Origin of the sequence: Epilithonimonas lactis (assembly GCF_900110605.1) — a bacterium.
Taxonomy (GTDB): Bacteria; Bacteroidota; Bacteroidia; order Flavobacteriales; family Weeksellaceae; genus Epilithonimonas; species Epilithonimonas lactis.
Window position 1 is genome coordinate 173,965 of the sequence record NZ_FOFI01000004.1, and the last position, 26,295, is coordinate 200,259.

Here is a 26,295-nt window from a genome sequence, read left to right on the forward strand (position 1 = left end):
ACGATATTTGTGATTAATTAACTTTAATTGATCTAATTGTCACGGGATTTGCATTAATCGATTTCGAAATTTAATTTTGCAAAAATCTTGCTATGACCTGGACCGAAGTTCTGAAACCGATTAAAGAAAGTTCTTATTTTATCAACCTTTGGGAGAATGTGAAACTGGAATTTAATTCTAAAAAATGTTTTCCACCAACAAAGCAGATCTTCCGTGCTTTGGAATTGACGGAATTTGAAGATATTAAGGTCGTAATCATCGGGCAAGATCCATATCATAATGATGGGCAGGCCAACGGACTTTGTTTTTCAGTTTCTGAAAACGTGAAAGCGCCACCATCGCTCAAAAATATTTTCATCGAATTGAAAGATGATATTGGCATAGAAAGGAAAAGTAATGATTTGCAAGACTGGGCAAAGCAAGGCGTTCTCCTTCTGAATGCGACTTTGACCGTGCAGGCTCACGAACCCAATTCTCACAAAAATATCGGCTGGGAAACGTTTACGGATTTTATCATCAAACAAATTTCGGATCAAAAAGAAAATGTGGTCTTCGTACTTTGGGGCGCATTTGCACAAAAAAAGGCCTCGCTGATAGACGAGACCAAGCATTTTATTATACAATCCGCACATCCTTCACCATTTTCTGTTTACAGAGGATTTTTCGGAAGTCATCCTTTTTCAAAGATCAATAATTATCTTAAGGAAAAAGGGAAAGAGCCGATTAATTGGGGATAACTAGGTTAAAGAGTTGGAGAGTTTGAAAGAAGATCTAATTTTCTTTTTCGTATTTGAAGCTGACTGTTTCCGGCTCTTCTTTGCCTCCAGGCTGTGGTTTCAATTCCGTTAATGTAAATTTGTAGCCAGAAAAACTGAAAGAATTGGAAACATTTTTCGGACCGAAATCTCTGGTTGCAACTTGGAAATTAGCTTTTTGATTTCCAGACGTGGCTTCAACATTGATTATCGCAATGCCTTCCCAAACACAGGTGACATCCACAGGGCAGCGACTTTCCTCCACGACATCTTTAAAGTGAAGACTCACGTTAGAATTAGGAATTTTACTTTGTTTTTCCAAGCCGATCACAACAGTTTTATTAGTTGCATTAGCTGTCTCAGACTGGGAAGTTTGTGTTTTGCAATTGCTCATTAATAATAAAAGAGGAATGCAGAAAAAGGTTTTAATGTTCATCATTTTGATTTTTTAAAAGAAAATATAGTATCCAACTACCAAAAACATGGCCAATCCAACCATTAAGTTGAATCCAGTTCCGTAGATGAATCCTACGAATGCACCTTTCATAGAGTTGAGTGCTTTTCTGGTGTCGCTCATGTCGTGAAGCAATTCTCCGAGGAAAACGCCTAACAACATTCCTATTAAAAAGCCAAAAGGAATCGGTATGAAGATCAGTCCGACGATGGTCCCTACAAATGAACCGATACTTCCGTAGCGCGTTCCACCATATTTTTTGTTGGTCTTTGCCGGAATGACGTAATTCAAAACGGTTGAAACAATTGTCAAGAGTACAAATATCCAGACGTAGATCATCGGCATATCGTTCTCTGTCCCGAATTTGAAGATCAAAAGTCCGCAGAGACTTAATAATAATCCCGGCAAAACGGGAAGAAAAGTTCCCAATAGACCGATGAAGAGCAGCGCTAGTGAGACAATGTTGATTAATGTTGGATCCAATTTTATAATTTTATTAAAAATACAATATTCAGAGTAAAGTAGAAAATTTATTATCCTTAAATTTGTTGCTTATTATTAGACTATGAAGGACGAACTCAAAGATTACAAAGATTTTCTGCAACAGATCAGCGACAAGATCCATTTCTTTTGTAAGGATTTTTTGCCGAACGAGTTTGTTTTGTCTGGTCAGATCTTTGTGAAGTTTGTATTTTTTATCGGACTCATATTTTTGTTGGCATTTTTGCTGAGAAATTTGATCAACCTGATCTTCCGATTCTTTTTTGATAAGGAGAAATATCCTGTGATGAAGTCGATCTATAAAGCGAAAGTTACCAATTCGGTTGCCAATATTTTCGCTTTGGGATTTGGGAACTATGCACTGTTCTCCATTTTCTACAGACATCCAAAAAGTTTTGTTTTCCTGGAAAGATTGGTAGGTTTTCTCATCGTCTTGACGATTGCCAACATGGCTTTCCGATTTATCCGCGTTCTACAAACTTATTATGAGATCAAAAAAGATTATTATAAAATATTAGCAATCAATTCCATAACGCAAACGGTAAAGATATTCGGGATTTTCATTTTTACCGTCATTGCGATCTGTGTGATCTTCGGCATTGGTAGTAGCACGGTTTTAGGAAGTTTAGGAGCCATTACAGCGGTGATTGTTTTGATTTTCCGCGACACGATATTGGGTTTTGTGACGGGAATTCATGTTGCAACATCCAAGAATCTGAAACCTGGAGATTGGGTTGCCATTCCAAAATATAATATCGAAGGAAACATCGAAGGCATCGACCTTCTGACAACCAAGATCAAGAATTTTGACAAAACCATTTCAACGATTCCAACTTACGATCTTTTGACCACCGAAATCAAAAATTATCAGGTCATTTCCGACGGCAACACAAGGCGCATCAAAAAATCCATCATGTTCAATATGAAATCTCTGAAGTTCGTGGACGATGATCTGATGGCACGTTTGAAGAAGATCAATCTGATCAAAACCTACCTTGGTTTGAAAGAAAAAGAAATCGAGGACGAGAAAAATTCTATCGAAAATCCGGATGAGATCATCAACGGAACTCAGCTGACAAACATTGGTGTTTTCCGAAAATATGTTCAGAATTATCTTAATAATAATGATCAAATCGATCAGAAGGAAATCATCCTTGTGAGACAACTTCAAAGTATGCCGGAAGGTTTGCCATTGGAGATCTATTGTTTCGCAACCGAAGCTGACACGGAGAAGTATGAGAATATCCAGTCCGATATTTTTGACCATCTGTTATCAGCGGCCAAAGAATTTGAACTCGATGTGGTTCAGAAAGCTTAATCAATATCAATCAATCATCATTTATCAATAATAAAATCATGACAAAATTAAGTGTCAACATCAATAAAATTGCAACGCTCAGAAATGCTAGAGGAGGCGATGTTCCAAGTGTAACCCAAGTAGCTGTAGATCTGGAAAGATTTGGAGCGCAGGGAATCACTATTCACCCCAGACCAGACGAGAGACATATCACTAGAAAAGACGTTTACGACCTGAAACCTTTGGTGAAAACGGAATTCAATATCGAAGGAAATCCGCACAGACCATTCATCGATATGGTTTTGGAAGTAAAACCTGAGCAAGTGACATTGGTTCCGGATGCTGATAACGCCATTACATCCAACGCTGGTTGGGATTGTGAGAAGAATCTTGATTTCCTGAAATCTGTAATCTCGGAATTCAAAAATGCTGGAATCAGAACGTCTATTTTCCTTGACCCAAATCCAGAAATGGTGAAATTTGCGGCGGAAACAGGCACAGACAGGATTGAACTTTATACAGAAGCTTACGCAACCAATTATCCTAAAGATAAAGAAAAGGCCATCAAATCATATGTTGATACAGCAATTGAAGCGGAGAAGTTTGGTTTGGGAATCAACGCTGGTCACGATCTTAGTTTGGATAATCTAAAATATTTCTCAGACAACATCCCGAATCTTTTAGAAGTTTCAATCGGTCACGCTTTGATTTCGGAAGCACTGTATCTTGGATTGGAAAATACGGTTCAGGCTTATTTGAAGAGATTGGCGAAATGGTAGAATGAATGAGTTCAAATCTTTCGTAAAATCTAGAAAAATAGAGCTAATTCTTTCAGCAATTTATGTTGGAATAGGGACTTTAGCCGTTTGCTCAATTTATCCTAAAGATTTGTTCTATGGAAATTGGTCTTTAGTTGTATTGTTAATTACATTTCCAGTGACAATTATTAGTTTTGGATATAGATATGCAGAAGCAGATTCTCTATTACCAGTTTTTGTGATTCAGTTTGTGATGTTTATTATAACATATCTAATTTTAATATCATCTTTATTTAAATCTGTTTTTAAAATTAAAAAATAAATTAAGTTTTCTTTTAAAAATAAAATGGAAATCCTACACTCAAAATTATACGGAGAAGAAAGAACAGAAACGCCACTTTTGGTATTCCACGGATTGTTCGGAATGCTGGACAATTGGGGAAGTTTCGGAAAAGAATTTGGAGAATTGATGCCAACACACGTGATCGACCTTAGAAATCACGGCCGCAGTTTTCATTCAGATTCAATGTCGCACGATGATCTGGCTAATGACATTCTGAATTATATGGAATTTCATAAAATAGAAAAAGCCAATCTTCTCGGACATTCGCTTGGCGGGAAAGCAGTGATGCAATTCGCAATCAAATTCCCAGAAAAGCTGAACAAGCTGATAGTGGTCGATATTTCTCCGAAAGCTTATCCGCCGCATCATCAGGGAATTATCAAAGCGCTTCAAACGGTTGATTTCGAAACTGTAACTTCCAGACAGGATGTTGAGAAAGTTTTGGGAGAATATATTCACGAGAAATTTGTGATCCAGTTTTTGATGAAGAATCTTTATTGGACCGAGGATAAGAATTTAGCTTGGCGATTCAACCTCAATACTTTGGCGGAAAAATATACGGAGTTTGTTTCCAATGCGATAAAATTTGGTGTTTTCAAAGGACCAACGTTGTTCGTTGCCGGCGCCAATTCCAATTACATTTTGCCACAGGATGAACTCTTGATCAGACAGCAATTTCCGGATTCCAAAATCATTAAGATCGCCAACGCAGAACATTGGGTCCAGGCCAACAATCCTGTAGATTTCAACGCAGCGGTCAAAGATTTTCTTTTATCATAGATAATGACATATTAATTCAGATTTGATAATGGTACAAGCCTTGTATTATCGGATCTGAATTAAAATTATCTTTATGAAATGGAAGTTATCGATCATCCTGATCCTTTGTTTAACGTTTTTCAAATCTCAGACTACCATTTCCGAAGTTTCGAAAATTCCCGATGTTACCTATAAAACGTCAGATTCCATCGACCATAAACTGGATATCTACCTTCCCGAACGATCAAATAAAAAATTTCCCGTTCTCGTCTTCCTTCACGGTGGCGGCTGGATTGGCGGCGACAAAGCCTTTCCGGAAAAGTTCTATATGAATGATTTCATTCTGAAATTTGTTCAAAATGGTTACGCCGTAGTCAGCGTCAACTATACGTTATTAGATAAAAATACCAATTTCCCAAAACCTATTGAAGATTCAAAAGAAGCAGTACGATGGATTCGGGCAAATGCTGACAAATACAATTTTGATGAGAAAAATATAGGACTTTGGGGCGCTTCCGCAGGCGCACAGATCGGGATGGTCGCGGCCTATTCGGATGACAGTAAGTTTTCTGAACACAGCAATTTTCCTTCTCAATCTGCAAAGGTCAATTACGTAATTGATTATTTCGGTCCATCTGACTTGAACAAACTTCTAAGAACCGAAGAAGCTGACTTCAAAATTTTCATTTTCAAACTGATCTTTCCGAAGATCTACACAATGCGCAACGATATGATCAGAGGCTTTACGACGAAAGATATCAAAGAACAAAAACAAGAAGCGATTGATGGTCTTAAAATCTATTCGCCAGTGACTTACATTAACCAAAGTTCGGTTCCGACTTTGATGATTCACGGTAACAAAGACCGGATCGTTCCATATTCCCAATCCGAAATTCTTAAGAAAAAACTAGATGAAAATAATGTCAAAAATGAACTCATTCCCATCGATAAAGGAAATCACGGCCTAAATGAAGAAGCTGGACACCAATTGATGATGGAAAAAACATTGGAGTTTATGAAACAGAACACGCATTAATTTCCTGATAGATTTCAATATCCGAATAAGAGATTTTTTATAGAATTGAATTATCTTTGTAAAAATCTTTAATGAAAAAATACCAGGAGACTATTTACAAGGTCATTTTGTTTTTTTCGGTTCTTGTCAATCTTTTTTTGATAGGACTTTTATTTTTTGTTCTGAAGGATTCATTTTCCGGAGCAGGAGATTACTTCCTGGAGGGCAAAAGTTTCTGGTATTTCGTAGGGATTATCGCAGTTTATTCTATTGCAAACTTTATTTTATTGATTCAGAACTTCAAAAAGAATTCTGATATCCAACCTCAAATTTCCGACGTAGAATGATATTGATCACAGGTGGCACAGGGATTTTAGGACGGGTAATTGCTTTGGAACTTCTCAAAAAAGGACAGAACGTTCGCGCCACAAAACGCAGCTCCAGTAATTTGCCGGAAGTCAAAGATTCTTATAAATTCTATACTGATCGACCAGATTTTTATTTTGATCAAATAGAGTGGGTCGATATTGATTTTGATGACCAAGATTCCCTGGAAAACGCTTTGAAAGATGTGGATGAAGTGTATCATTGCGCCGCGAAGGTCAGCTTCAATCCTAGTGCAGCGAAGGAATTGTACCGAAATAATTCTGAAGCAACAGAGAAATTACTCTTCGCGATCGATCCAGATAAGGTCAAAAAGTTTCTTTTCGTAAGTTCCATCGCAGTTCTTGATGGTTATAATGACAAAGGTGAAATGGACGAAAACTCCGATTTCAACGAGAAGTTAGACCATTCCAATTATGCGATCTCTAAATATCTTTCCGAAATGGAAGTCTGGCGCGCATCTGCAGAAGGTTTGAATACGATTATCATCAATCCTGGCTTAATTATCGGATCTGGAAACTGGAATCACAGCAGCGGAAAACTATTCAAAGAGATGTCGAATGGATTTACTTTTCCAGGGTCGACAGCTTATGTTGATGTGAGAGATGTCGCAAAAATTGCTGTTGAATTGATGGAAAGATCAATTTTCGGACAACGTTTCATTTTGACCTCAGAAGTTGTAAAATACAAATATATGGCGGATAAAGTTCGAAAGACTTTTGGAAAGACGCCAGCAAAATTAATATCAAATTCGATCTTAGATATTCTTCCATTTTTCTCTGTGATCTTCGGCTGGTTCATTCCAATTTTGAAATTAGCCAACAGAACAAATGTTGAAACGATCAAGTCAGATTCGAAGATCACCAACAACAAAATTCGTGAGACTTTGAATTACGAATTCATTCCGATAGATGAAAGTGTAGATTTCCATCTTAAAAATTATGCACAAAGCATATCAAAATCCAATTAATGAACATTACGGAATTTCTGAACAAGAACACCAAACGATTTCCACAGAAAGCAGCTGTGGGTTTCAAAAAAGATAATGAATGGAAGGAACTGACTTGGATGAGATTCAAGCAGATGGTTTTCCGCACTGCCAACGCCTTGGTAGAGGCTGGTGTGAAGGAGAATGATAAAGTGGCGATCTACGCAGACAACTCTCCGGAATGGATCATTATGGATGTTGCCACACTTGCAATTGGTGCGGTTACAGTTCCTGTCTATTCCACAAACGGCGCCGATCAGGTAGAATATATCATTAACCACGCAGAGCCGAAAATCATTTTGACAGGCGACCAAGAGCAGTACGAAACCTGTCATCAATTATTAGGTAAAACTACTGGTGTCGAACAGATTATCGCTGCTAAAAAGAATTTTACTTTAAAGGATAATTCCATATTTCTATCAGACTTTATAGAGAAAGCTTCAGATAAATTCAAGATTGTAGAAAGGTCAGATGAAGATCTGGCGACAATAATCTACACATCCGGAACATCTGGAATTCCGAAAGGTGTGATGCTGACGCACGGCAACTTCCAAAAAGCATTTGACGCGCACATTGACTTTTTTGATTTCAAGGATTTTGAGAAAGAACAATCATTGGCATTTTTACCACTCAGCCACGTTTTCGAAAGATGTTGGACCTTGTTCTGCTTTTCAGTTGGTGCTAAAGTCAGCTTTCTGGAGAATCCAAAGTTGATCGCAAACGCTTTACAGGAAGTAAAACCTACGACGATGTGTTCTGTCCCGAGATTCTATCAGAAGATCTATGCAGGCATCAACGAAATGCTTGTGACAGCCTCTCCAACCAAGAAAAAAATCTTCGCTTGGGCGATTGAAACAGGAACTCAAGTTTCGGAAAGAAAAAGAGATCAGCAAAATATTCCTTTTTTATTAAATCAAAAATATAAGATTGCGAACGCTTTGGTTTTCAATAAAATCAAAACAAAATTGGGCGGCAGACTTTGGTTTATGCCTTGCGGTGGTGCGTCTATTTCTAAGGAAGTGACGCAATTTTTCGATGCGATGGGAATTCATATCACCGTAGGTTATGGGATGACGGAAACTACTGCGACCATCACGGCTTTTCCTTTTACAAAATACAAATACGGAACAGCAGGAAAACTGATCGGCGATTCTCAAATCAAAATCGGAGATAATGAAGAAATTTTGGTGAAAGGAAGCGGTATAATGAAAGGTTACTACAAAAATCCAGAAGAAACAGCGAAGATTTTTACAGAAGACGGTTGGATGAAAACTGGTGATGCAGGTGTTTTGGATAATGAAGGAAATCTGACCATCACAGATAGGATCAAAGATTTAATGAAAACTTCCAACGGAAAATACATTGCGCCGCAACCAATCGAGAATATGTTTTCCAACAACAGTTACATCAATCAAATCTTATTGATCGCGGATGACAAACCTTTTGTTTCTGCTTTGATCGTTCCGAATTTTGAAACTTTGGAAGAGAAGGTGAAAACTCTTGGCATCACATTCACCAATTGGAAAGAAGTTGTAGAAAACGAAAAAGTACAGGCTTTCTACCAAAAACTAATTGATGACATCCAGGTGAATCTCTCTGGTTTTGAGAAAATTAAAAAGTTTATCTTGATGCCGGCCGATTTTGAGATCCAAAGCGGAGAGATCACACCCACCTTAAAAATTAAAAGAAATATTGTTCTCGAAAAATATGCAGGGAAAATCAATATGATTTATAATAAATAGAATCAAAAACTAAATCCTGTGTAATAAATAATATTGTTACGATAGTTTTTATCAAATTCTTGACGTTACAAATATTTTTAGAATTGATTAAATTTACAAGCCTTATAATAAGAATCTAATTTGAAGTTTTATAAATGAATACACAACAATTCGTAAATCGCCACATCAGCCTTAATGAGTCTGATAAAGCGGAAATGCTAAAGAAAGTAGGAGCAGCGAGTATTGAAGAACTGATCTCACAAACCATTCCGGATGCCATCAGACTGGAGAAAGATCTGGACATCTCGGAGCCACTTTCCGAGTATGAGATGCTTTTACATTCCAAAGAGTTGGCATCTAAAAACCTGAATTTCGACAACTATATCGGTTTTGGATACCACAATACCATTTTGCCTTCTCCGATCCAGAGAAATATCCTGGAGAATCCGAGCTGGTACACGGCTTACACGCCTTACCAGGCTGAGATCGCACAGGGGAGATTAGAAGCTTTGCTTAATTTTCAGACTGTAGTTTCCGATCTGACTGGTTTTCCTTTGGCAAATGCCTCTCTTCTTGACGAATCTACCGCTGCTGCAGAAGCAATGCATATGTTCTTCAACAACAGAACGAAAGATCAAAAGAAAGCCAATGCAACTAAGTTTTTTATCTCAGATCTAGTTCTTCCACAAACAGTTTCTGTTCTTAAAACAAAAGCGGAAGGTCTTGGTATTGATATCATTGTAGGCAATCACAGCAACCATCAGTTCAATGATTCTTACTATGGTGTTTTACTGCAATATCCAGGGAAAAACGGAATTGTTTTAGACTATACAGAAAATATCACTTACTATAAAGAATTCAATCTTCAGGTAGTTGTTGCTTGTGATCCAATGGCTTTGGTAAAGCTAAAATCTCCGGCTGATATGGGCGCAGATTGTGCGGTTGGAACTTCCCAAAGATTTGGGATTCCGATGGGTTATGGTGGTCCTCACGCCGCTTTCTTCACTTGTAAAGAAGATTATAAAAGAGATATTCCAGGAAGGATCATTGGGGTTTCTCAGGATATGTACGGTAAACGTGCGTTGAGAATGGCGCTTCAAACCAGAGAGCAGCACATCAAGAGAGAAAGAGCAACTTCCAACATCTGTACAGCTCAAGTGCTTCTTGCAGTGATGGCTGGTATGTATGCTGTTTATCACGGACCTAAAGGTTTGAATTTTATTGCTGACCAGATCCATTATAAAACCAATGCTTTGGGCGATGCGCTGAAAGTTTTAGGTTATGATATTGTTGACGAGCCAGTTTTTGATACTGTTAAATTCAGATTGCACGAGGAAGAAAAATCATCTTTGAGAATGAAAATGAGAGACCAGAAGATCAATCTTAATTATTTCTCTCAAGGCATCATTAGTATTTCCATCAATGAAACAACGACAGTTGACAAACTAAACCATTTGATCGAAGCTTTTGCTCAGTTCAAAGGGAAACAAGGTTACAAAGTAACTTTGAAAGAAGAATATTCTATCCCAGCTGAATTGTTGAGAGAAGATAAAATTCTTGAAGAAGAAGTCTTCAACAAATACCATACTGAAACAGAGTTGATGCGTTACATCAAACGTCTGGAAAGAAAAGATCTTTCATTGACGCATTCGATGATCTCGCTTGGTTCTTGTACAATGAAACTGAACGCAGCCACTCAAATGATCCCATTATCTTGGGGAGAATGGGGAAGTGTTCACCCATTTGTACCAACAGATCAGGCTGGCGGATATCAGGAAATGATCAAAGAATTGGAGAAAGACCTGGCTGAGATCACTGGTTTCGCAGGAACTTCTCTTCAACCAAATTCTGGTGCGCAAGGCGAGTATGCTGGACTAATGGTCATCAGAGAATATCATAAAAACAGAGGCGAAGGTCACAGAAATATCGTTCTCATTCCTCAGTCTGCACACGGAACCAATCCGGCTTCCGCAGCGATGGCAGGAATGAAAATTGTGGTTGTTAAAAATCTTGAAAATGGAGAGATCGATTTTGAAGATTTCAAAGCGAAAACGGAATTGCATTCTGAGAATTTATCTTGCATCATGATCACTTATCCGTCCACTTACGGATTCTTCGATGCGAATATCAAAGAAATTACAAAACTGACGCACGAGCACGGTGGACAAGTCTACATGGATGGCGCGAATATGAATGCACAGGTTGGATTTACAAGTCCTGGAAATATCGGGGCAGACGTTTGTCACCTGAATCTTCACAAAACTTTCGCAATTCCTCACGGTGGAGGTGGACCTGGTGTTGGCCCGATCTGTGTGGCGGAGCATTTGGTTCCATTCTTACCTACCAATGCGAACATCTCGATCGTTGGAAAAGAAGCTATTGAAGGGATCTCTGCAGCACCTTACGGTTCTGGATTGATCTTGAATATCTCTTATGCTTATATCAAAATGTTGGGAACTTCAGGTTTGAAAAAAGCAACCGAACATGCAATCCTTAATGCTAACTATTTAAAAGAAATCTTAGCTGAGCATTTTCCGATCCTTTATGCAAATGACAAAGGCAGAGTAGCACACGAGTGTATCGTGGACTTCCGTCAGTTCAAATCTTTGGGAATTGAAGTGGCTGATATCGCGAAACGTTTGATGGATTATGGTTTCCACGCGCCAACAGTGAGTTTCCCTGTAGCAGGAACATTGATGATAGAACCAACCGAGTCTGAAAACAAAGATGAGATCGATAGATTTGCAGAAGCATTGATCAACATCAAAAAAGAAATTGATGAGATTGCAAATGGCGACGCAGACAGAGAAAACAATGTCTTGAAAAATGCGCCTCACACCGAGCAATTGGTGATTTCAGATTCTTGGGACAAACCTTACGGCAGAGAGAAGGCAGCTTATCCATTAGAATGGGTGAGAACGCATAAATTCTTTGCTACGGTTGCCAGAATCGATGAAGCGTATGGTGACAGAAACTTGATTTGTACTTGTGAGCCGATTGAAGCTTATATGTAATAATAGAAATTAGACTTTAGGTATTAGAACTTAGATTTTTACTTTAAAGTTTGTTTTTGGAATTGAATAAAAAACCTCTCAAATAATTGAGAGGTTTTTTTTATGTTTTATTTTAATCCATCTAACAGATTAATTCCGTGGTAGTTTAACCTATAAAAACATCAAATGTTATGTTTTGAATAATTATAAATAATAAGGTTTTATTTTTATTGGTATGGTAATTGGATAAGGGAATGCGCATCACCTAATGAAAGGATGTTCAGGGTGATTGGTGTAATTAATCTAATTATACTTTTAATAAGTAAAACAATTTAAAATTATATTTTATGAAATCAAAATTAGCTATTTTGTCGTTGGCCTTGGCATGCCCGGCAGTGATGTTCTCGCAAGAAATGATGCAGACAACTTCAACGACTGAAACAACTCCTGTAGTAACAAAAGACGTCTCTCCAAGATTCAACAGCTGGTCTGTTTCCTTTGGTGGTGGTGTTCCATTGATGCAAAACGCCGACCTGAAGTCTATCAGCAATGGTAATACACTTGTTGGTTACTCTGCTTACTTCAGTATTGATAAAGCTCTTTCTCACTCTTTCGGATTGAAATTACAATACGACCGTGGTGAAACAAGACAAGGTTATTTCAATACAAAGGATGCAGCGCCAGCAAATGCAGCAGCAAACTTGCAAGTAGGTGGAAGAACTCAATATGATGCGATCTCATTATTGGGAGACATCAATTTGTCCAACCTGTTGAGAAGAGTAGATAGCGATGCAGATTACAGATGGGCGATCCACGGATACGCAGGTGTAGGAGTTTTAGCTTACAGAGCTTATCAAAAAGACGAATTCAGCCAAAGATTGATGACTGAAATTAAACCATTCAAATTCAATTCATTGTTCGGACAGGCTGGTGCAGGTTTGAAATACAAGATCAGCAATAGAGTAGATATCGAAGGTAGACTAATGTACGTCTTGACCGGAGATGATGCCTTTGATGGTGGCGGAACTGACCAGTACAGCGCAGTGAACAGAATCAGTGCTAAGAATTCTGATAATTTCTTCAACGGAACATTGGGTCTTACAGTACATTTAGGTAAACACAGTTCTAGCTTGATGTGGCATGATCCATTGGAAGAGGCTTACACCAAGATCGATGAATTGGAGACGAAAGTTGACAATATCCAATTGTGTAAAAGCGGAGATGCTGACAATGATGGCGTTTGCGACGACTGGGACAGACAGCTTGATACACCAGCAGGTGCGAGAGTTGACGGTGCAGGTGTAGCTTTGGACGTAGATATGGACGGCGTGATCGACCTAAACGATAAATGTGTGACTGTTCCAGGACCAGTTGAAAACAACGGATGTCCAGTGACAAACACAGGTGGCGTTTCAACTGACGAAACTGCTGTAGCTGGTGTAGAATTCGATCTTAACTCAGATAGAATCTTGCCAAGCAACACACCAATTCTAAACAATGCAGTAAACTATATCAACTCTACTAATGGTTCTTACACAATTGTAGGTGCTACCGATGCTAGAGGGACAGAGAGTTACAACCAGGCTCTATCAGAAAGAAGAGCAGGGAACGTAAAACAATATTTGATCACAAACGGTGCAAATGCTTCCAAATTGGATGTACAAGGAAACGGTAAAATGGACCTTAAATATCCAGAATGTGATCCAGCATCAAAATGTCCTGAATGGAAAAACAAAGCAAATAGAAGAGTGTATTTTAAAGCAAAATAAATTTTACAATTCTAATTCGGAGGCTGCCACTTGTGGCAGTCTTTTTTTGATTGAATGATTGATAAACAAAACCTCTCAAGTGATTGAGAGGTTTTGTTATTAAGTTTTTACAACGGTGCTGGAGGCGGAACATCCGGCAATCCGCTTGGGGTATCATAGATGATGTAGTCGTTGTACTTGGCTTCATCCGTTTCGTAGAAGATATCCTGGCCTATGCCTGCATACTTTATGATCAATTGATAGAGGTTGTTCAATGCTTCGATTCGGTCTTCTGTGGCAACATCCCGGTCGGAGATTGCTTGTGCCTGGGTATCTATTGCCGTATCCAGAGTCTCTCGCTGACTGGTCAAAATGTTGATCTTCTCTTCCGTAAGGCCTTCCGCAGAAAGCTCATCCAGATATTTGGTTGCTGTGGTGGTGGTGCTTTTGGCAGTACGTACCAATTCAGAATCACTCTGTTGGCTGATCATGGCATTGCCAAATTCCTTATACTTTGCACTAAATTTTCCGAAAACATTCTGAGCCATATTGAAAATGCTGCGCATGGTCTTCTCCAAAGCTCTTCTGGCAACATCTTTCTGCGTGGTCAATTCCATTTTGATCGCTTCCAATTGTTCGTCGCTCGGGAACTCATCTACCGTAGCGCGGGCGGTGCTGAACTCCCTTTTCTTGGCCGTATTGTAACCCCGGTCTGTGAACTCGGTGATGTCTCTGTCGATGAGATTGATGAACTCATCTGCTTTCTGTTTCAGTACGGCATCTGCCAAAATGACATCTCTTTTTACTTGTTCTTTTTTCATGATAAAATTTGGTTTTTGAGTTAATAAAATAGATGTGAAAATTGTATAAAATAATTATTATCTTTTTTGATTACAGCTTTAAGACATGGCTGTAAAGTATTGATATGTAGTAAATTGTACTTGATTGCCTCAACTAAGTGGTTGAACGGCTCCACTAAATAGTTGAATGCCTTAACTAAATGTTTCAAAGCCTCAACTAAATGGTTGACTCCTCCAACAAAACGATTGTACGAAATGACTAAGTGATTGATTTACCTAACTAAACGGTTGAAAGCCTCATCGTAACGCTTGTTCGCAGTTTCGTAATGCTTTTCTGGCGCTACGGAGTGGTAATTGGTCTAAAAGTAATAATAGGAGTGCCGGCAAAGATCCTTGCACAGGCAGAAGGATAAATTGTTGTGGTCATCATTTTTGTTTTTTTATGTGTTCTTATCACAAATATAAAATTAATATCGAATCAAAATGAATGTTCGGTAATTTTTTATGCAAAAATGATATTATGTTAAATATAATACAAAACCCTCGCTTGGGGCGAGGGTTTTGTAATCATATGTTGGCGCGAGCATCTTGCTAGTGTCTTTTGCTGTTGAGCACTAGCGGGACGCTCGCGCTAGCGGATGTATTTATTAATCCTAAAATTAAACAAAATGGAAACTATAATTTAATTTTTTGGCAAAAATCCTCCAAAACTATTCTTACCAAATCGATATAATAAAATGAGATTGGTTTTTGCTTGTCAAATATATATCGAATGTTTACAAATATTAATGATATGTCCTGTAATATCTTATCTAAGTCTTTTGATATTTCAACGCCTGAAATCTTCTCCAATTCTATTCTCTGATTTGAAGTTTCCAAATCGAATTGAATAATTTTCTTCTCCATCATTTCTTTGATATCTAACTGTGTTTTTGCACTTAGTTTTTTATAGATTGCAAAGATATCATGACCTCTACTATAAGTTCCATTCTCAAATAATGCCAATGCTTTAATGTGTAATTCGATTGACAAAGCGGCTAAAACTTGAGCAGGAATGAAATAAGAATTTACATCGTTATGAACATTTGCAAAAAGTAAATCTGCTGAATTTTTGAATCTTTCTGCTTGATTCAAAATCTGTATGCTTTCAGAAATTGATGACATTTTTTATAATTTAAATTTGTAGAATTTTAGCTAGCATAACCATCTTGCTCATGCCTTTATTAAATTGATGTAGTATTATTAACATCGTCCTAGATAATACAAAGATATCATTAATAAGTCTTAGGATTTTTAGGATATCCGTAGAATTTGAGAATTATTTTAATTATGGAACATCATGAAAGAACCTCGCTTGTAGACGAGGCTCTAATTTTTTAACTATTACGAAAAAAATTTAATGTCTTATCAATGCGCTGACTTGGAAAAGAAATTCATGATGACCACACCGATCACGATGAAGATGATTCCCACAATGCCTGCCAGATCCAGTTTTTGTTTAAAGATGAGAACTGAGACTGCCGCCGTGAGTACGATTCCCAAACCTGCCCAGATGGCATAGGCCACGCCGAGCGGAATGCTCTTCAAAGCTAAGGACAAGAAGTAGAAACAGATGAGATAGGCTGCTGCTGTAATCGCAGATGGAAGCCATTTGGTAAAGCCGTCTGACGCCTTCATGAAACTGGAACCCACCACCTCGAAGATGATGGCAAGACCAAGGAAAAGATATTTCATATTATATTAATTAATAAAGGTTTCTTCCAAATAGATCTCAAGGTCGGTCGACCGACTTCCCAAGAGAAGTTCAAGGTCCGATGAAACCACATTGTACTCATCATTCCTGATGATGGAAGCGAGAAGTGCGGAGTACCAAATGTCCATTTTACTGACGCCGTAATCTTTCAGTTGAGTTTCGTAATCTTTTGGGTCAGGACTTTGATAAGGTATTTGCTTCCCAGAAAATTCTGATAGCAACTCTGCAATCTCTGAAAAAGAGTAGGAAAGTGCACCCGTGAGCTGGTAGATTTTGTTGTGGTGACCGTTTGTGGCTAAAACGTTGGCAATGGCTTTTCCCATCTCATCGCGTTTGGCGAAAGAAGCTCTTCCGTCTCCGGCCGGGAAGAAAATCCCGGTGTTCACGACATCGTAGCCTATGAAAAAGGGTAGTGTCTCTGCGTACAATCCGTTCTGGAAAATGGTGTAGGGCAAACCGCTTTTGATAATGTAATTTTCTGTGGTCACACACGCGTCTGTCAACGGTCCCAGTTTGGATTCCGCCACATTCTCATTCCTCGCTCCACTGGTGTAGTAGATCTGTGAAATGCCTTCATCTTTGGCCGCATCGATAACATTCTTATGCTCTGCGAAAGCTTCTTCGCTATTGCTGCTTACAAGTAGTAATTTTGTAATACCATGGAAGGCTTTTTCCAATGAGGATTTATCGGCATAGTCGCCAATGCGCACTTCAAGACCTTTGTTTTCTAGAGATTTTACTTTGTCGACGGTTCTTACCAATGCAATGATTTGATCTCTTGCAATTTTAGTTAAAAGATGGTCGATGACTGCAGTTCCCAAATGACCTGCTGCGCCTGTTATCATTATCATAACTTATTCAATTTATGATGCAAAGGAAGGGCATAATTGGCTTAATTTTTTTGACAAAAATCAAAAAAAATTTACCTTTTTCTTATGCGGCTGAGTGTCTCCTGCGTGATGCCAAGATAAGAAGCAATGTGACCAAGAGCGATGCGCTGAGAGACGTTGGGCTCTTGCTTCAGCAATGTCTGGTAGCGCTCTTCCGCAGATAAAGTCTGGAGTGACATGATCCGGTCTTCTAGGATTTTGCAGTATTCCTCTGACATTAGTCTTCCGATGGTTTCCATGGCGTGGTATTTTTTATAAAGACCATTAAGGTCATCTGTGGAGATGTAATGGATCTTGGAAGTCTCCAAAAACTGGATGTTTTCGAAAGAAGGTTTTTTGTAGAACAAAGGCAAAATAGAACCTAAAATAATATTTTCAAAACCAAACCACGAGTTGATCTCCCGATCATCTTTAATATAAAAAGAACGAACCAGACCAGTCTCTATGATAAACAAACTAGAAACGATCTGACCTTGCTTCAAGAAAAAATCTCCTTTCTGCTTGGTCTGAGAGATGATCTTTTTGGAAAGTTCTTCCTCGATTTCGAGTGTTAGATTTCCGTATTCTTTAAACTTCTTGATGAGGGGATTCATTGATCTGATGAATTGTAAATTATTAGAATTGTTTTGGTTTCATTTTATTTTCTGCAGCTTTGGCGATCTCCAAGATTCTCTTTTGTCTGGTTTCTGGTCTTTTGGCGAGGACGATCCACTGGAGTATCATCTTCTTGACTGATTTGCTAAGGCTATGAAAAAACCCGATGGCACCTGGTCTGGTTGATAGTTCAAGCATTAGATCTTCCGGAATCAGGAGTTCTTCTACACCGTCCAAGATTTCCCAAGAGCCATTTTCTTTTGCGAGGATGATGATGTCCAATCCGGCCTGAGACATTCGGTCTTCGGCGGTTAGTCTTTCGATCTTTTGTTTGTTGATCTTGGACCAGGTGCTTTTGGGTTTTCGTTTCCCGAAGTATTGGATGGAGGATTCGTCATCCCGTTTTTTCTTGAGACTATCTATCCAACCGAAACAAAGCGCTTCGTCCACGGCATCGCTCCAGCTGATCGTTGGTCTGCAAGATCTCTTGTTGTATTGAAGGAGCCAAATGCCTTTGTCGCGGTTGTGATTTTCTCTCAGCCAGTCACGCCATTGGTTGGGATTTTCTGGGTAGAATATTTCTAAATTTTCAATTGGATCGGCGGACATGGAAGATTGCTATTTGTTCTGTAAATATAATTAATGAATATTAAAATAGCAATGTGGAGATTCCAAAGTCATTCCGTCGTAAAACAAAAAATGCATTACGTTTCGGTAATGCATCTTTGTATTGATTTGCTCTCTGTCTATAATTCTGTGATCAGATAATTCTGATATTTTGACTTGTCAAATGTAAAAATAGAAGGCGAAAGTGTTTGATTTTCTTTGTAGTTGCTAATTGTGATCACCGCCAGATCATTGTTTGTAGAAACCTGTTCTAGTTTGATTAGTTTTTTCTGAGGCGTGTTGACGTACAGAGTGACACTTTTCAAACCGTTTGCTTTTACTGGTGTCATTTTGATCACGTCCACAGGAATTCCACTAATTGTCTTCTTTCCTGAGTAGCTCACATTATAATCCTTTTTGTAAGAATCCAAATAGCTTAAAGGAGAAAAAGCGGCCTGGTTGTCATTAGGTTTCGCAATGGTGACTTCTTTGTCTTCATCACTAATGCTGTAGACCTTATTGCCGTCAAAGATCTGCTCTGTTCCCATAATCTTCAATTTGTATCTGTTGTTGTCAGAATAGAAAATCCCTGTTTGGCTGGATGCTCCAGATGTATAGGCGAACTTGAAGTAAGAATTTTTTTTGGCTTTGTAGCTTTTGGTGACATCATCTAATATTGTTTTGGATTTCGTGTCAATGGTTTGACCAAAAGTCATTAGGCTGACTCCTAAAAAAGTAACAATAGAAAAAGATTGAATGGCGTTTTTCATTTTAATTATTTGCGATTTATTATTTGCAAATTTAGGTTTTCAAGATTGATGCCAATTATTTACAGTTATAAATTTTGTTAAGATCTAAAAATAAAAAAAACCTTTCCAGAATGAACTGAAAAGGTTTTACTTTGAATTTATGTGAATGGTTATTCTACGATCAGTTTTTCTGCGTTCGATTTACCATTTTCTGTAATAACTACAAGGTAAGTTCCTTTTACCAATCCTTTTGTAGAGATTGATTCTGAACTGTTTTTCTTTCTCTCAAGAGATTTTACAAGTTTTCCGTTCAAGTCAAGAACTTCCACTTTGATATTGGTGTTGCCAACCGTTGGAGCAGCTTTGATGAAGAATTCACCTTTAGCTGGATTCGGATAGATGCCAAAGCTCTTGTTTTTGATAATGTCGTCTGTTCCTAATATACAAGCAGCCGGCACTGTGAAATCCTCTACCTGATCGGAGATACTAGCAGCAGTTCCCGCAGAAGCATTGAGTCCTAGACCTCTTCTTGCAAATACGTTCCAAATCAAACAGTTGTCTGCACCTCCAGCTAATTGGTCCGCTTGTAGGATAGCATCTCTACCAGACACGAAGTTAGGATTACAAGGTTGCAGTTTCATACCATCCATTACTAGTTGAAGCGCCTTTGCACTTCCTGAATTAGCATCTGCTGTGATGTCATAATTGTAACCATATTTTTCTGCCATCTTCCAATGAAGGTCCCAAAGCATGGTTGCCCAGATCTGACCAACAGCGTGTGGCTGTCCTCCTGTTGTGTTGGTGGATGCATAAGTGAATGGATTTGCGGTCATATTGGTGGTGTATCTGTACGATCTGATTCCCAATCCTGTTGTACCAGTATTCACGGAGTAGGTTGCAATCCCTCTTCCTGTCGTGGAAGTGTAATTTGGTGTATTTGTCAACATCAAAGCTAGGAAATCTGACCAACCTTCACCCATCTGCTCTAGATTGGTAAGGCAGTTGTAACCTTGTCCTGTCAATCTGTTGGAAACTCCATGTCCGTACTCATGGATCATGATGCCATTGTCAAAACTTGAGTTTTTGTAACCTACGGCAAGATCTTTCAGGTTGACATTAACAGTTCTGCCGGCCGTGATCTCTGAGTTAATGAAGTCGCCCTCGTCTCTAGGGATCATAATTGAGGAAATACTAACATTGGTCACATTGTTTATTGAAATATCGGTCACAGTATTCGAAGATGTCCTGTGTACAATCATCCCAATTGCGCCAGCGTCTTGTACGGTTTTTGCCTTGATATTATATGCGCAGCCAGTGGTGTTCACCATCGCAATTTTTCCTGTTAAACTTCCAGCTGTCAAAGCGGTACATCCTGTAATGTCAGACGGAATAGCAATGTCACCAGTAATACCAGTTTCCATCAATTGTCTTCCGAAATTAGTAACACCTGTATTCACTGCCGGTCTTGCTGCTAATACTGGGTCTGTGTAGAACAATCTTTTCTTTTGTGGCACGCTGTAGTTCCATAGGTACATCTGCATTCTTGGTGCTTGTGTAGTGTATGAGCCATTGCTGTTTAAAATTTCGTAACCAGAAGCAAAATTAGCATTGTTGTAGCCACTTCCGTCAAATGCTTCTGCTCTCACAGCATCGTTACCTGCACCTCCTTTTCCAAAATTGTTGCTTTGGAAGTTTCTTGAAGATTCAGTAAATCCAAATTTGTACATGATATCATGTATCATATTATTGGCATAAAACAAATTGGTCACGGCTGATGCTCTATTTTCATAGGCGCTAAGTGCTGCACCCTCAGCAAAAGGAAAATCAAATGTCAAACTTCCAGTTGTGGTACTTACTGGCGAAAATCCAGCGGTATTGGTAGCACTGTTGTCTACATAGGCAAGTACATTGTTACCGTAAGTATTAGTATAGTTTACTGTACCGTTGGAATGCCATCCTTCTGGAGACGCAGTAAGGTCCCAAGGGTTGGTAACGGTGCTTTTTGCTCCAAAAGTTGGTGCCTCTATTGGGAATGGAAAGACGCTATAAGAAGCATCTGTCGCAGCTTTTGATGTATTTTTCGTAGCTGTGTGATTGTTGAAATGAGCTACCAAATGATTAGAGACCTCTGCAGAAGTTTCACCGGAAAAATGATCCGCATCGAAAGAACACTCGTCAATCATCTTGTTATTCTCTAAAATCTCACCAGTCGTAAGACTTACTAAAGTCCCAAAAAATTTATTGTCTTTACTTTGGTTGATGAAAAATAATTGGGCTGGAATTAATGAATTATTTTTTTCAAAATAAAATCTAACGCTAGCCACTTTATTATCGGGAAGGTTAATTAGGTCACCATCATTCTCATCCATAAGTTGGAATCCATTGTCCTTAATATCCAAAAATCTTAAAGCAGTTGACAAGGCTTCTGATTTGTCAATTTTATCCGCAATCACTGTATTACTGATCTTTTGGAAATTATTATTGAAAGAAAGAACTTTACCTTCTCTGATAACAGCTTTTGCCAACGATTTATAGATAGGTGTATTACCATGGTATTGCTGAACGTTGACAATATCCGATTTTAGACTTGCCGAATTTTCTTCATTAATGATTTTGAATTCTACATTTCCAGTGTTTCGAAAGCTGACATCATTCTGTATAAAATTCTTGATGATCTTGTCCGTAGATTGTGCATTGAGATTGGCAAACAAAAAGAAAACGCCAATGCCGGCGCATTTAGATAGTTGATTTATTTTCATATTATAATTAAATTTATTTAAAAAAAATGATTAACAAAAATATTTAAAATTTTCTTTTTTAATGAATTAAATATAAACAATTTTCAAATGTTTAATCATTTGTTAAAACTTTAACTAAAAATTTATTGATAATGCAATTAGAATAATTTGTTCCCAGCGTAAACCAGGGTGGGGTTTTCTGTTAATGAAACTATAGCTTCTCTAAACTTCATCATATGGTCAGATACCTGATGGTTATGCAGATCTTCGTTGGATTCCCAATTCTCGTGGATGAAGAACACACCTTTGTTCCTATTGTCCTCATAAAGGTCATATTGGATGCAGCCTTTCTCCCTACGGGTTTCTATGACCAGTTTTTTCAGTAATTCTATGGCGTCCATCATAGAGTTTTCTTTGATATGAAAGACCGCGCTTAAGTAAATGTTCATGGATTTATTTTAAAATTTAAGATCATCAAATTTATTAAAAAATGATTCTTATAAAATTTGAAAAATAGAATTATATAATTAATAAAAAAAAATGTATTTTTGGGGAAATTCAAAAAAGAAACAATGGCAGAATACAAACTATTGCTCCCAAGCATGGGCGAAGGCGTTATGGAAGCAACAATTATCAGCTGGATGTTCAATGAAGGTGACTTTGTAAAAGAGGATGACTCTGTAGTAGAAATTGCGACAGACAAAGTAGATTCCGACGTTCCAACACCAGTTTCGGGGAAGATCGTCAAGATTCTGAAACAGAAAGATGATGTTGCAAAGATCGGTGAGGCCATTGCGATTTTGGAAACGGAAAGCGGTTCTTCGGAATCCGAGACACCGGAACCGAAATCTTATGAAGAAGTAAAAGACCAGATCCACCAGCCTGAGCCAGAAGTAATCAATACTTTGGAGCAGCCATTGACCAATGTTTTTGAAAATGCTGCTAATCAGAATTCAGATTTATATCTATCGCCGTTAGTCAAAAATATTGTTCAGCAGGAAAATATTTCTGATTCTGAACTTAAAAATATCAAAGGAAGCGGACTAGATGGCAGAATCACAAAAGAAGATATTCTTGATTTTGTTAAAAATAGAGGGAATAATGCTGAAACTAAATCCGCGCCTGCACAGCAAGTTATCTCTCAGCCTACTCAGACTTCAGCACCTGCTCCTAAACCCTCAAACGCTCCAACCCTCCAACTCTCCGAAGGCGATGAGATCATCCAAATGGATCGTGTGCGCAAAATCATTGCAGAAGCGATGGTGAATAGCAAACACACTTCGCCACACGTGACTTCTTTCATAGAATCCGACGTGACGAATGTCGTGACCTGGAGAGCGAAGAACAAAGATTCCTATCAGAAAAGAGAAGGTGAGAAACTGACTTTTATGCCAATTTTCATCAGAGCGGTCGTGAAAGCGATTCAGGATTTTCCAATGATTAACGTTTCTGTGGATGGCGATAAGATTATTAAGAAGAAAAATATAAATATTGGAATGGCAACAGCGCTTCCGGACGGAAATCTGATTGTTCCAGTAATCAAAAATGCTGACCAATTAAGTTTGTCCGGATTGGCAAAAGCAATTAACGATTTGGCTTACAGAGCAAGAAATAAAAAACTGACGCCAGCCGATACGCAAGGTGCGACTTACACCATTTCAAATGTTGGAACTTTCGGAAACCTGATGGGAACACCGATTATTCCTCAGCCTCAGGTTGCAATTTTGGCAGTTGGTGCGATTGTGAAGAAACCGGCCGTTATCGAAACTGAGTTCGGCGATGTAATTGCCATCCGTCAGAAGATGTTTATGTCACATTCTTATGACCATAGAGTAGTGGACGGAAGTTTAGGCGGAATGTTCCTGAAACACGTCAACGATTATCTCGAAAATTGGGACCTCAATACAGAAATATAAAATCAAAGCCTCAGAATTTTCTGAGGCTTTTTTTTATGTTTTTCTTTTATCTGGAGATTGTCTGTTGGAGAAGAATGATAAAATTTCAATATTCTCATTTTTGATACGATAGTACATCGAATTGTATTTCATTATAACCACTTTATGAAAATTGCGATTTTTTGAAATTGGAAAAAGGTTTGGATTTTTTGAGATTAATACAATAGTGCTTTCAATTTTTTCAGCCAGTTTTTTAATTTCTTTTTCAGAAAAATTTTGACTAAGATATTCAATAGTTTGTTCCAATTCAATTAGCGCATTTGGCGTCCAAACAATATCATAACCACTTTTCATAGAGTTTCTTTGCTTCAGAATGTGGTTTTAAATCATTGTTGTTAGCTTCGGAAATTCCTTTTTCAATGGATTTTTTTTCTTCATCAGAAATTGATTCCCACCAATCTTTGGTTTCTTCTTGTCGGAATTTTAATAGTTTTTCTATAATGGACTTATCCTCTAAGGTTGATAACCATTGGATTAATTCAAGTTTTTTATTTAGAATTTGTGTATTCATTATTTCAATACTTTAAATCAAATTTAGAAATATTATCTCAAATTAACTTCACATTTTTCTACAAATCATCCATCTCCCCACTTCCAGCTTGTCCTTCATTCATCAGATAGGCTTTCAGGAAAGGCGTGATATTCCCGTTCATTACACTGTCCACGTCAGAAGTTTCGTATCCAGAACGTACATCTTTTACCAATTTATAAGGTTGCATTACATAATTTCGGATTTGAGAACCCCATTCGATTTTCATTTTTCCGGCTTCAATTTCGTTTCTGGCTTTCAGGCGTTCATCAAGTTCGATTTGATAAAGTCGGGATTTCAGGAGTTGCATTGCCTTTTCCTTATTCTGAAGCTGAGAACGTGATTCTGAGTTTTCAATGATAATTCCTGTCGGTGCGTGGCGAAGACGAACGGCGGTTTCTACTTTATTTACGTTCTGTCCACCGGCTCCGGAACTTCGCATTGTTTCGAAACTGATGTCGGCTGGGTTGATATTAATTTCAATCGTATCGTCCACCAAAGGATAAACATAAACTGAAACGAAACTCGTGTGACGTTTTGCGTTGCTGTCAAAAGGCGAAATTCTCACCAACCTGTGAACGCCATTTTCACCTTTCAAATATCCGAAAGCAAACTCACCGTCGATTTCTATCGTTACTGTTTTTATTCCTGCCACATCACCTTCCTGAAAGTTGAGTTCACGGAGTTTGTAGCCTTGCTTGTCCGCCCACATTGTGTACATCCGCATTAGCATACTTGCCCAATCACAAGATTCTGTACCGCCAGCTCCGGCAGTGATTTGAAGAACGGCTGACAATTCATCGCCTTCGTTGGAAAGCATATTTTTGAATTCCAGATTTTCGATTTTCTCTACCAATTTTGGGAAAGTCTCGTCCAATTCTTTTTCGGAATCTGGGTCTTCTTTTGCAAATTCCAACAGAACCTGAAGGTCTTCAAATTCTGTTTTGATGTCGTCGTAACCTTCCACCCATTTTTTCTTGGAACGGAGTTGTTTCAGAAACACTTCAGCTTCTTTTGAGTTGTTCCAGAATTCTGGTGCTGCGGTTTTTTCGTCGTCGTTGGAAATTTCGATTTTTTTCTTTTCGATTTGGAGGAACTTGTGCAGGTCTTCTATTCTGGATTGGATATCTTTTATTTGGTCTGTGTTTACCACGTTTGTTTTAATTTTTGCAAAAATAAGAAGAAATTGATGAATGTTGGGAAATAATGCTTGAAGGAGAAATTTTAACGCAAAGTCCGCTAAGGTTTTTTTTATCTAATTGAAAATATTTTTTAAGGTTCGCAAAGACGTAAACTCATCAAAGAATCTTTTCTTGCATAACATTGTCATTCCCTAGGAATTTCAACTGCTAATATTTTACGGAATGAATGTTAGGAATTAATGTTTGATACAGAAATTTTAACACAAAGTGCACGAAGATTTTTGTGAGATTTTTGAAAATATTTTAAGGTTCGCAAAGACGTAAAACTCATCAAAGAATCTTTTCTTACATAATATTGTCATTCCGTAGGAATCTCAACTGCTAATATTTTGCGGAATGAATGTTTGGAATTAATGTTTGATACAGAAATTTTAACACAAAGTGCACGAAGATTTTTTTAATCTCTCTGAAAATATTTTAAAGGTCCACAAAGGCGCTTCGCTCACATAAGAATCATTTTTTACAATATTGTCATTCCGTAGGAATCTCAACTGCCTAGATTCCTACGGAATGACAAAATTATGGTTTAGTGCGTAATGGTTGGTGAAAACTTTGTTTCTATGGCAAATCCTGCAATAGGGATAGTAGTGGAAATCCTTTTTTGTGGTTGGGAAATGTTCCAATTAAATTGAGAAACGTCTTCCACAAAAAAGATTGTAGCGGATAGCCCGACCCGAGCGGTGGGATTTGGAAAGGCGAGGGGATTGCCATAATTGTAAAATGTAGGATGTAAAATGTAAAAAGTATTTGAATTTATTTTATT

General features: G+C 38.1%; 26 protein-coding genes. 12 read left to right on the plus strand and 14 right to left on the minus strand.

From position 1 onward, the window contains the following. Positions 1-92: 92 nt before the first annotated feature. Positions 93-737 carry a uracil-DNA glycosylase gene (locus BMW39_RS14645; protein ID WP_034974559.1) on the plus strand — a complete coding sequence of 215 codons (645 nt, stop codon included), beginning with the start codon at positions 93-95 and terminating at the stop codon, positions 735-737. Between the two features lie 34 nt (positions 738-771). Here BMW39_RS14645 and BMW39_RS14650 read toward each other — a convergent pair whose 3' ends face one another. After that, complete coding sequence (locus BMW39_RS14650; protein WP_131474291.1) at positions 772-1,194, minus strand: hypothetical protein; 423 nt, start codon at positions 1,192-1,194, stop codon at positions 772-774. A gap of 9 nt (positions 1,195-1,203) precedes the next feature. Further along, a complete protein-coding gene (locus BMW39_RS14655) occupies positions 1,204-1,692 on the minus strand; it encodes a DUF456 domain-containing protein (protein ID WP_034974561.1) in 489 nt (162 codons plus the stop codon). An 82-nt stretch (positions 1,693-1,774) separates the two neighbouring features. On the opposite strand from BMW39_RS14655, the gene BMW39_RS14660 reads away from it, so the two are divergent. From BMW39_RS14660 to BMW39_RS14705, 10 genes are all read left to right on the plus strand, one after another. Next, positions 1,775-3,028 carry a mechanosensitive ion channel family protein gene (locus tag BMW39_RS14660; protein WP_034974562.1) on the plus strand — a complete coding sequence of 418 codons (1,254 nt, stop codon included), beginning with the start codon at positions 1,775-1,777 and terminating at the stop codon, positions 3,026-3,028. 38 nt (positions 3,029-3,066) lie between these two features. Next, positions 3,067-3,786 carry a pyridoxine 5'-phosphate synthase gene (locus tag BMW39_RS14665; RefSeq protein WP_034974563.1) on the plus strand — a complete coding sequence of 240 codons (720 nt, stop codon included), beginning with the start codon at positions 3,067-3,069 and terminating at the stop codon, positions 3,784-3,786. A 1-nt stretch (position 3,787) separates the two neighbouring features. Continuing rightward, positions 3,788-4,087, plus strand: a complete 300-nt coding sequence (locus BMW39_RS14670) for a hypothetical protein (protein ID WP_034974564.1) — start codon at positions 3,788-3,790, stop codon at positions 4,085-4,087. Positions 4,088-4,111: 24 nt separating this feature from the next. Next, positions 4,112-4,888: an alpha/beta fold hydrolase gene (locus tag BMW39_RS14675; RefSeq protein ID WP_034974565.1), complete on the plus strand. Its 777-nt coding sequence runs from the start codon at positions 4,112-4,114 to the stop codon at positions 4,886-4,888. 73 nt (positions 4,889-4,961) lie between these two features. Further along, a complete protein-coding gene (locus BMW39_RS14680; RefSeq protein WP_051879881.1) occupies positions 4,962-5,903 on the plus strand; it encodes an alpha/beta hydrolase in 942 nt (313 codons plus the stop codon). 71 nt (positions 5,904-5,974) lie between these two features. After that, positions 5,975-6,229: a hypothetical protein gene (locus tag BMW39_RS14685; RefSeq protein ID WP_034974566.1), complete on the plus strand. Its 255-nt coding sequence runs from the start codon at positions 5,975-5,977 to the stop codon at positions 6,227-6,229. After that, a complete protein-coding gene (locus tag BMW39_RS14690; RefSeq protein WP_034974567.1) occupies positions 6,226-7,236 on the plus strand; it encodes an NAD-dependent epimerase/dehydratase family protein in 1,011 nt (336 codons plus the stop codon). The genes BMW39_RS14685 and BMW39_RS14690 overlap by 4 nt, the downstream gene beginning before the upstream one ends. After that, a complete protein-coding gene (locus BMW39_RS14695; RefSeq protein ID WP_034974568.1) occupies positions 7,236-8,996 on the plus strand; it encodes an AMP-dependent synthetase/ligase in 1,761 nt (586 codons plus the stop codon). The genes BMW39_RS14690 and BMW39_RS14695 overlap by 1 nt, the downstream gene beginning before the upstream one ends. 134 nt (positions 8,997-9,130) lie before the next feature. Continuing rightward, positions 9,131-11,989, plus strand: a complete 2,859-nt coding sequence (gene gcvP / locus BMW39_RS14700; RefSeq protein ID WP_034974569.1) for an aminomethyl-transferring glycine dehydrogenase — start codon at positions 9,131-9,133, stop codon at positions 11,987-11,989. 326 nt (positions 11,990-12,315) lie between these two features. Beyond that, positions 12,316-13,737 (plus strand): OmpA family protein, encoded by a 1,422-nt coding sequence (locus BMW39_RS14705; protein WP_034974570.1) that lies wholly within the window; start codon positions 12,316-12,318, stop codon positions 13,735-13,737. A gap of 107 nt (positions 13,738-13,844) precedes the next feature. Here BMW39_RS14705 and BMW39_RS14710 read toward each other — a convergent pair whose 3' ends face one another. The 9 genes from BMW39_RS14710 to BMW39_RS14750 form a co-directional block, all read right to left on the minus strand. Then, on the minus strand, positions 13,845-14,537 hold the full coding sequence (locus BMW39_RS14710; RefSeq protein WP_034974571.1) for a hypothetical protein: 693 nt from the start codon (positions 14,535-14,537) through the stop codon (positions 13,845-13,847). A 654-nt stretch (positions 14,538-15,191) separates the two neighbouring features. Next, positions 15,192-15,680, minus strand: coding sequence for a hypothetical protein (locus BMW39_RS14715; protein WP_034974572.1), 489 nt, complete (start codon positions 15,678-15,680; stop codon positions 15,192-15,194). 243 nt (positions 15,681-15,923) lie between these two features. Next, positions 15,924-16,250, minus strand: coding sequence for a DMT family transporter (locus BMW39_RS14720; RefSeq protein ID WP_034974573.1), 327 nt, complete (start codon positions 16,248-16,250; stop codon positions 15,924-15,926). A 6-nt stretch (positions 16,251-16,256) separates the two neighbouring features. After that, on the minus strand, positions 16,257-17,120 hold the full coding sequence (locus tag BMW39_RS14725; protein ID WP_034974574.1) for an SDR family oxidoreductase: 864 nt from the start codon (positions 17,118-17,120) through the stop codon (positions 16,257-16,259). Between the two features lie 71 nt (positions 17,121-17,191). Then, a complete protein-coding gene (locus BMW39_RS14730; protein ID WP_034974575.1) occupies positions 17,192-17,752 on the minus strand; it encodes a Crp/Fnr family transcriptional regulator in 561 nt (186 codons plus the stop codon). A gap of 22 nt (positions 17,753-17,774) precedes the next feature. After that, the gene (locus BMW39_RS14735; RefSeq protein ID WP_034974576.1) at positions 17,775-18,362 is read right to left on the minus strand and encodes a YdeI/OmpD-associated family protein; all 588 of its coding nucleotides are present in this window, start codon (positions 18,360-18,362) and stop codon (positions 17,775-17,777) included. A gap of 137 nt (positions 18,363-18,499) precedes the next feature. Next, the gene (locus BMW39_RS14740; RefSeq protein ID WP_034974577.1) at positions 18,500-19,129 is read right to left on the minus strand and encodes a LolA family protein; all 630 of its coding nucleotides are present in this window, start codon (positions 19,127-19,129) and stop codon (positions 18,500-18,502) included. A 149-nt stretch (positions 19,130-19,278) separates the two neighbouring features. Beyond that, the gene (locus tag BMW39_RS14745) at positions 19,279-21,867 is read right to left on the minus strand and encodes a M36 family metallopeptidase (RefSeq protein ID WP_034974578.1); all 2,589 of its coding nucleotides are present in this window, start codon (positions 21,865-21,867) and stop codon (positions 19,279-19,281) included. Positions 21,868-22,004: 137 nt separating this feature from the next. Further along, a complete protein-coding gene (locus BMW39_RS14750; RefSeq protein ID WP_034974579.1) occupies positions 22,005-22,295 on the minus strand; it encodes a putative quinol monooxygenase in 291 nt (96 codons plus the stop codon). Between the two features lie 123 nt (positions 22,296-22,418). Between BMW39_RS14750 and BMW39_RS14755 the strand changes: the two genes are divergently transcribed. Then, positions 22,419-23,762: a dihydrolipoamide acetyltransferase family protein gene (locus BMW39_RS14755; protein WP_034974580.1), complete on the plus strand. Its 1,344-nt coding sequence runs from the start codon at positions 22,419-22,421 to the stop codon at positions 23,760-23,762. A gap of 33 nt (positions 23,763-23,795) precedes the next feature. Here BMW39_RS14755 and BMW39_RS14760 read toward each other — a convergent pair whose 3' ends face one another. From BMW39_RS14760 to prfB, 3 genes are read right to left on the minus strand one after another with little or no spacing between them, the layout of a single operon-like run. Next, entirely contained in the window at positions 23,796-24,095 is a 300-nt protein-coding gene (locus BMW39_RS14760; RefSeq protein ID WP_034974581.1) for a type II toxin-antitoxin system RelE/ParE family toxin, read from the minus strand. Further along, on the minus strand, positions 24,079-24,312 hold the full coding sequence (locus tag BMW39_RS14765; RefSeq protein WP_034974582.1) for a hypothetical protein: 234 nt from the start codon (positions 24,310-24,312) through the stop codon (positions 24,079-24,081). Before BMW39_RS14765 ends, BMW39_RS14760 begins: the two co-directional genes overlap by 17 nt. A gap of 58 nt (positions 24,313-24,370) precedes the next feature. Further along, on the minus strand, positions 24,371-25,483 hold the full coding sequence (prfB, locus tag BMW39_RS14770) for a peptide chain release factor 2 (protein WP_034974583.1): 1,113 nt from the start codon (positions 25,481-25,483) through the stop codon (positions 24,371-24,373). Positions 25,484-26,295: the final 812 nt, after the last annotated feature.

Coding starts and splice junctions, on each gene's coding strand:
- BMW39_RS14665 (WP_034974563.1), top strand. CDS start 3,067: ATGACAAAATTAAGTGTCAACATCAATAAAATTGCAACGCTCAGAAAT.
- BMW39_RS14710 (WP_034974571.1), bottom strand. CDS start 14,537: ATGAAAAAAGAACAAGTAAAAAGAGATGTCATTTTGGCAGATGCCGTA.
- BMW39_RS14765 (WP_034974582.1), bottom strand. CDS start 24,312: ATGAATACACAAATTCTAAATAAAAAACTTGAATTAATCCAATGGTTA.
- BMW39_RS14720 (WP_034974573.1), bottom strand. CDS start 16,250: ATGAAATATCTTTTCCTTGGTCTTGCCATCATCTTCGAGGTGGTGGGT.
- BMW39_RS14690 (WP_034974567.1), top strand. CDS start 6,226: ATGATATTGATCACAGGTGGCACAGGGATTTTAGGACGGGTAATTGCT.
- BMW39_RS14685 (WP_034974566.1), top strand. CDS start 5,975: ATGAAAAAATACCAGGAGACTATTTACAAGGTCATTTTGTTTTTTTCG.
- BMW39_RS14745 (WP_034974578.1), bottom strand. CDS start 21,867: ATGAAAATAAATCAACTATCTAAATGCGCCGGCATTGGCGTTTTCTTT.
- BMW39_RS14755 (WP_034974580.1), top strand. CDS start 22,419: ATGGCAGAATACAAACTATTGCTCCCAAGCATGGGCGAAGGCGTTATG.
- BMW39_RS14675 (WP_034974565.1), top strand. CDS start 4,112: ATGGAAATCCTACACTCAAAATTATACGGAGAAGAAAGAACAGAAACG.
- BMW39_RS14740 (WP_034974577.1), bottom strand. CDS start 19,129: ATGAAAAACGCCATTCAATCTTTTTCTATTGTTACTTTTTTAGGAGTC.
- BMW39_RS14705 (WP_034974570.1), top strand. CDS start 12,316: ATGAAATCAAAATTAGCTATTTTGTCGTTGGCCTTGGCATGCCCGGCA.
- BMW39_RS14735 (WP_034974576.1), bottom strand. CDS start 18,362: ATGTCCGCCGATCCAATTGAAAATTTAGAAATATTCTACCCAGAAAAT.
- BMW39_RS14715 (WP_034974572.1), bottom strand. CDS start 15,680: ATGTCATCAATTTCTGAAAGCATACAGATTTTGAATCAAGCAGAAAGA.
- BMW39_RS14750 (WP_034974579.1), bottom strand. CDS start 22,295: ATGAACATTTACTTAAGCGCGGTCTTTCATATCAAAGAAAACTCTATG.
- BMW39_RS14660 (WP_034974562.1), top strand. CDS start 1,775: ATGAAGGACGAACTCAAAGATTACAAAGATTTTCTGCAACAGATCAGC.
- BMW39_RS14695 (WP_034974568.1), top strand. CDS start 7,236: ATGAACATTACGGAATTTCTGAACAAGAACACCAAACGATTTCCACAG.
- BMW39_RS14760 (WP_034974581.1), bottom strand. CDS start 24,095: ATGAAAAGTGGTTATGATATTGTTTGGACGCCAAATGCGCTAATTGAA.
- BMW39_RS14730 (WP_034974575.1), bottom strand. CDS start 17,752: ATGAATCCCCTCATCAAGAAGTTTAAAGAATACGGAAATCTAACACTC.
- BMW39_RS14650 (WP_131474291.1), bottom strand. CDS start 1,194: ATGATGAACATTAAAACCTTTTTCTGCATTCCTCTTTTATTATTAATG.
- BMW39_RS14670 (WP_034974564.1), top strand. CDS start 3,788: ATGAATGAGTTCAAATCTTTCGTAAAATCTAGAAAAATAGAGCTAATT.
- gcvP (WP_034974569.1), top strand. CDS start 9,131: ATGAATACACAACAATTCGTAAATCGCCACATCAGCCTTAATGAGTCT.
- BMW39_RS14725 (WP_034974574.1), bottom strand. CDS start 17,120: ATGATAATGATAACAGGCGCAGCAGGTCATTTGGGAACTGCAGTCATC.
- BMW39_RS14680 (WP_051879881.1), top strand. CDS start 4,962: ATGAAATGGAAGTTATCGATCATCCTGATCCTTTGTTTAACGTTTTTC.
- BMW39_RS14645 (WP_034974559.1), top strand. CDS start 93: ATGACCTGGACCGAAGTTCTGAAACCGATTAAAGAAAGTTCTTATTTT.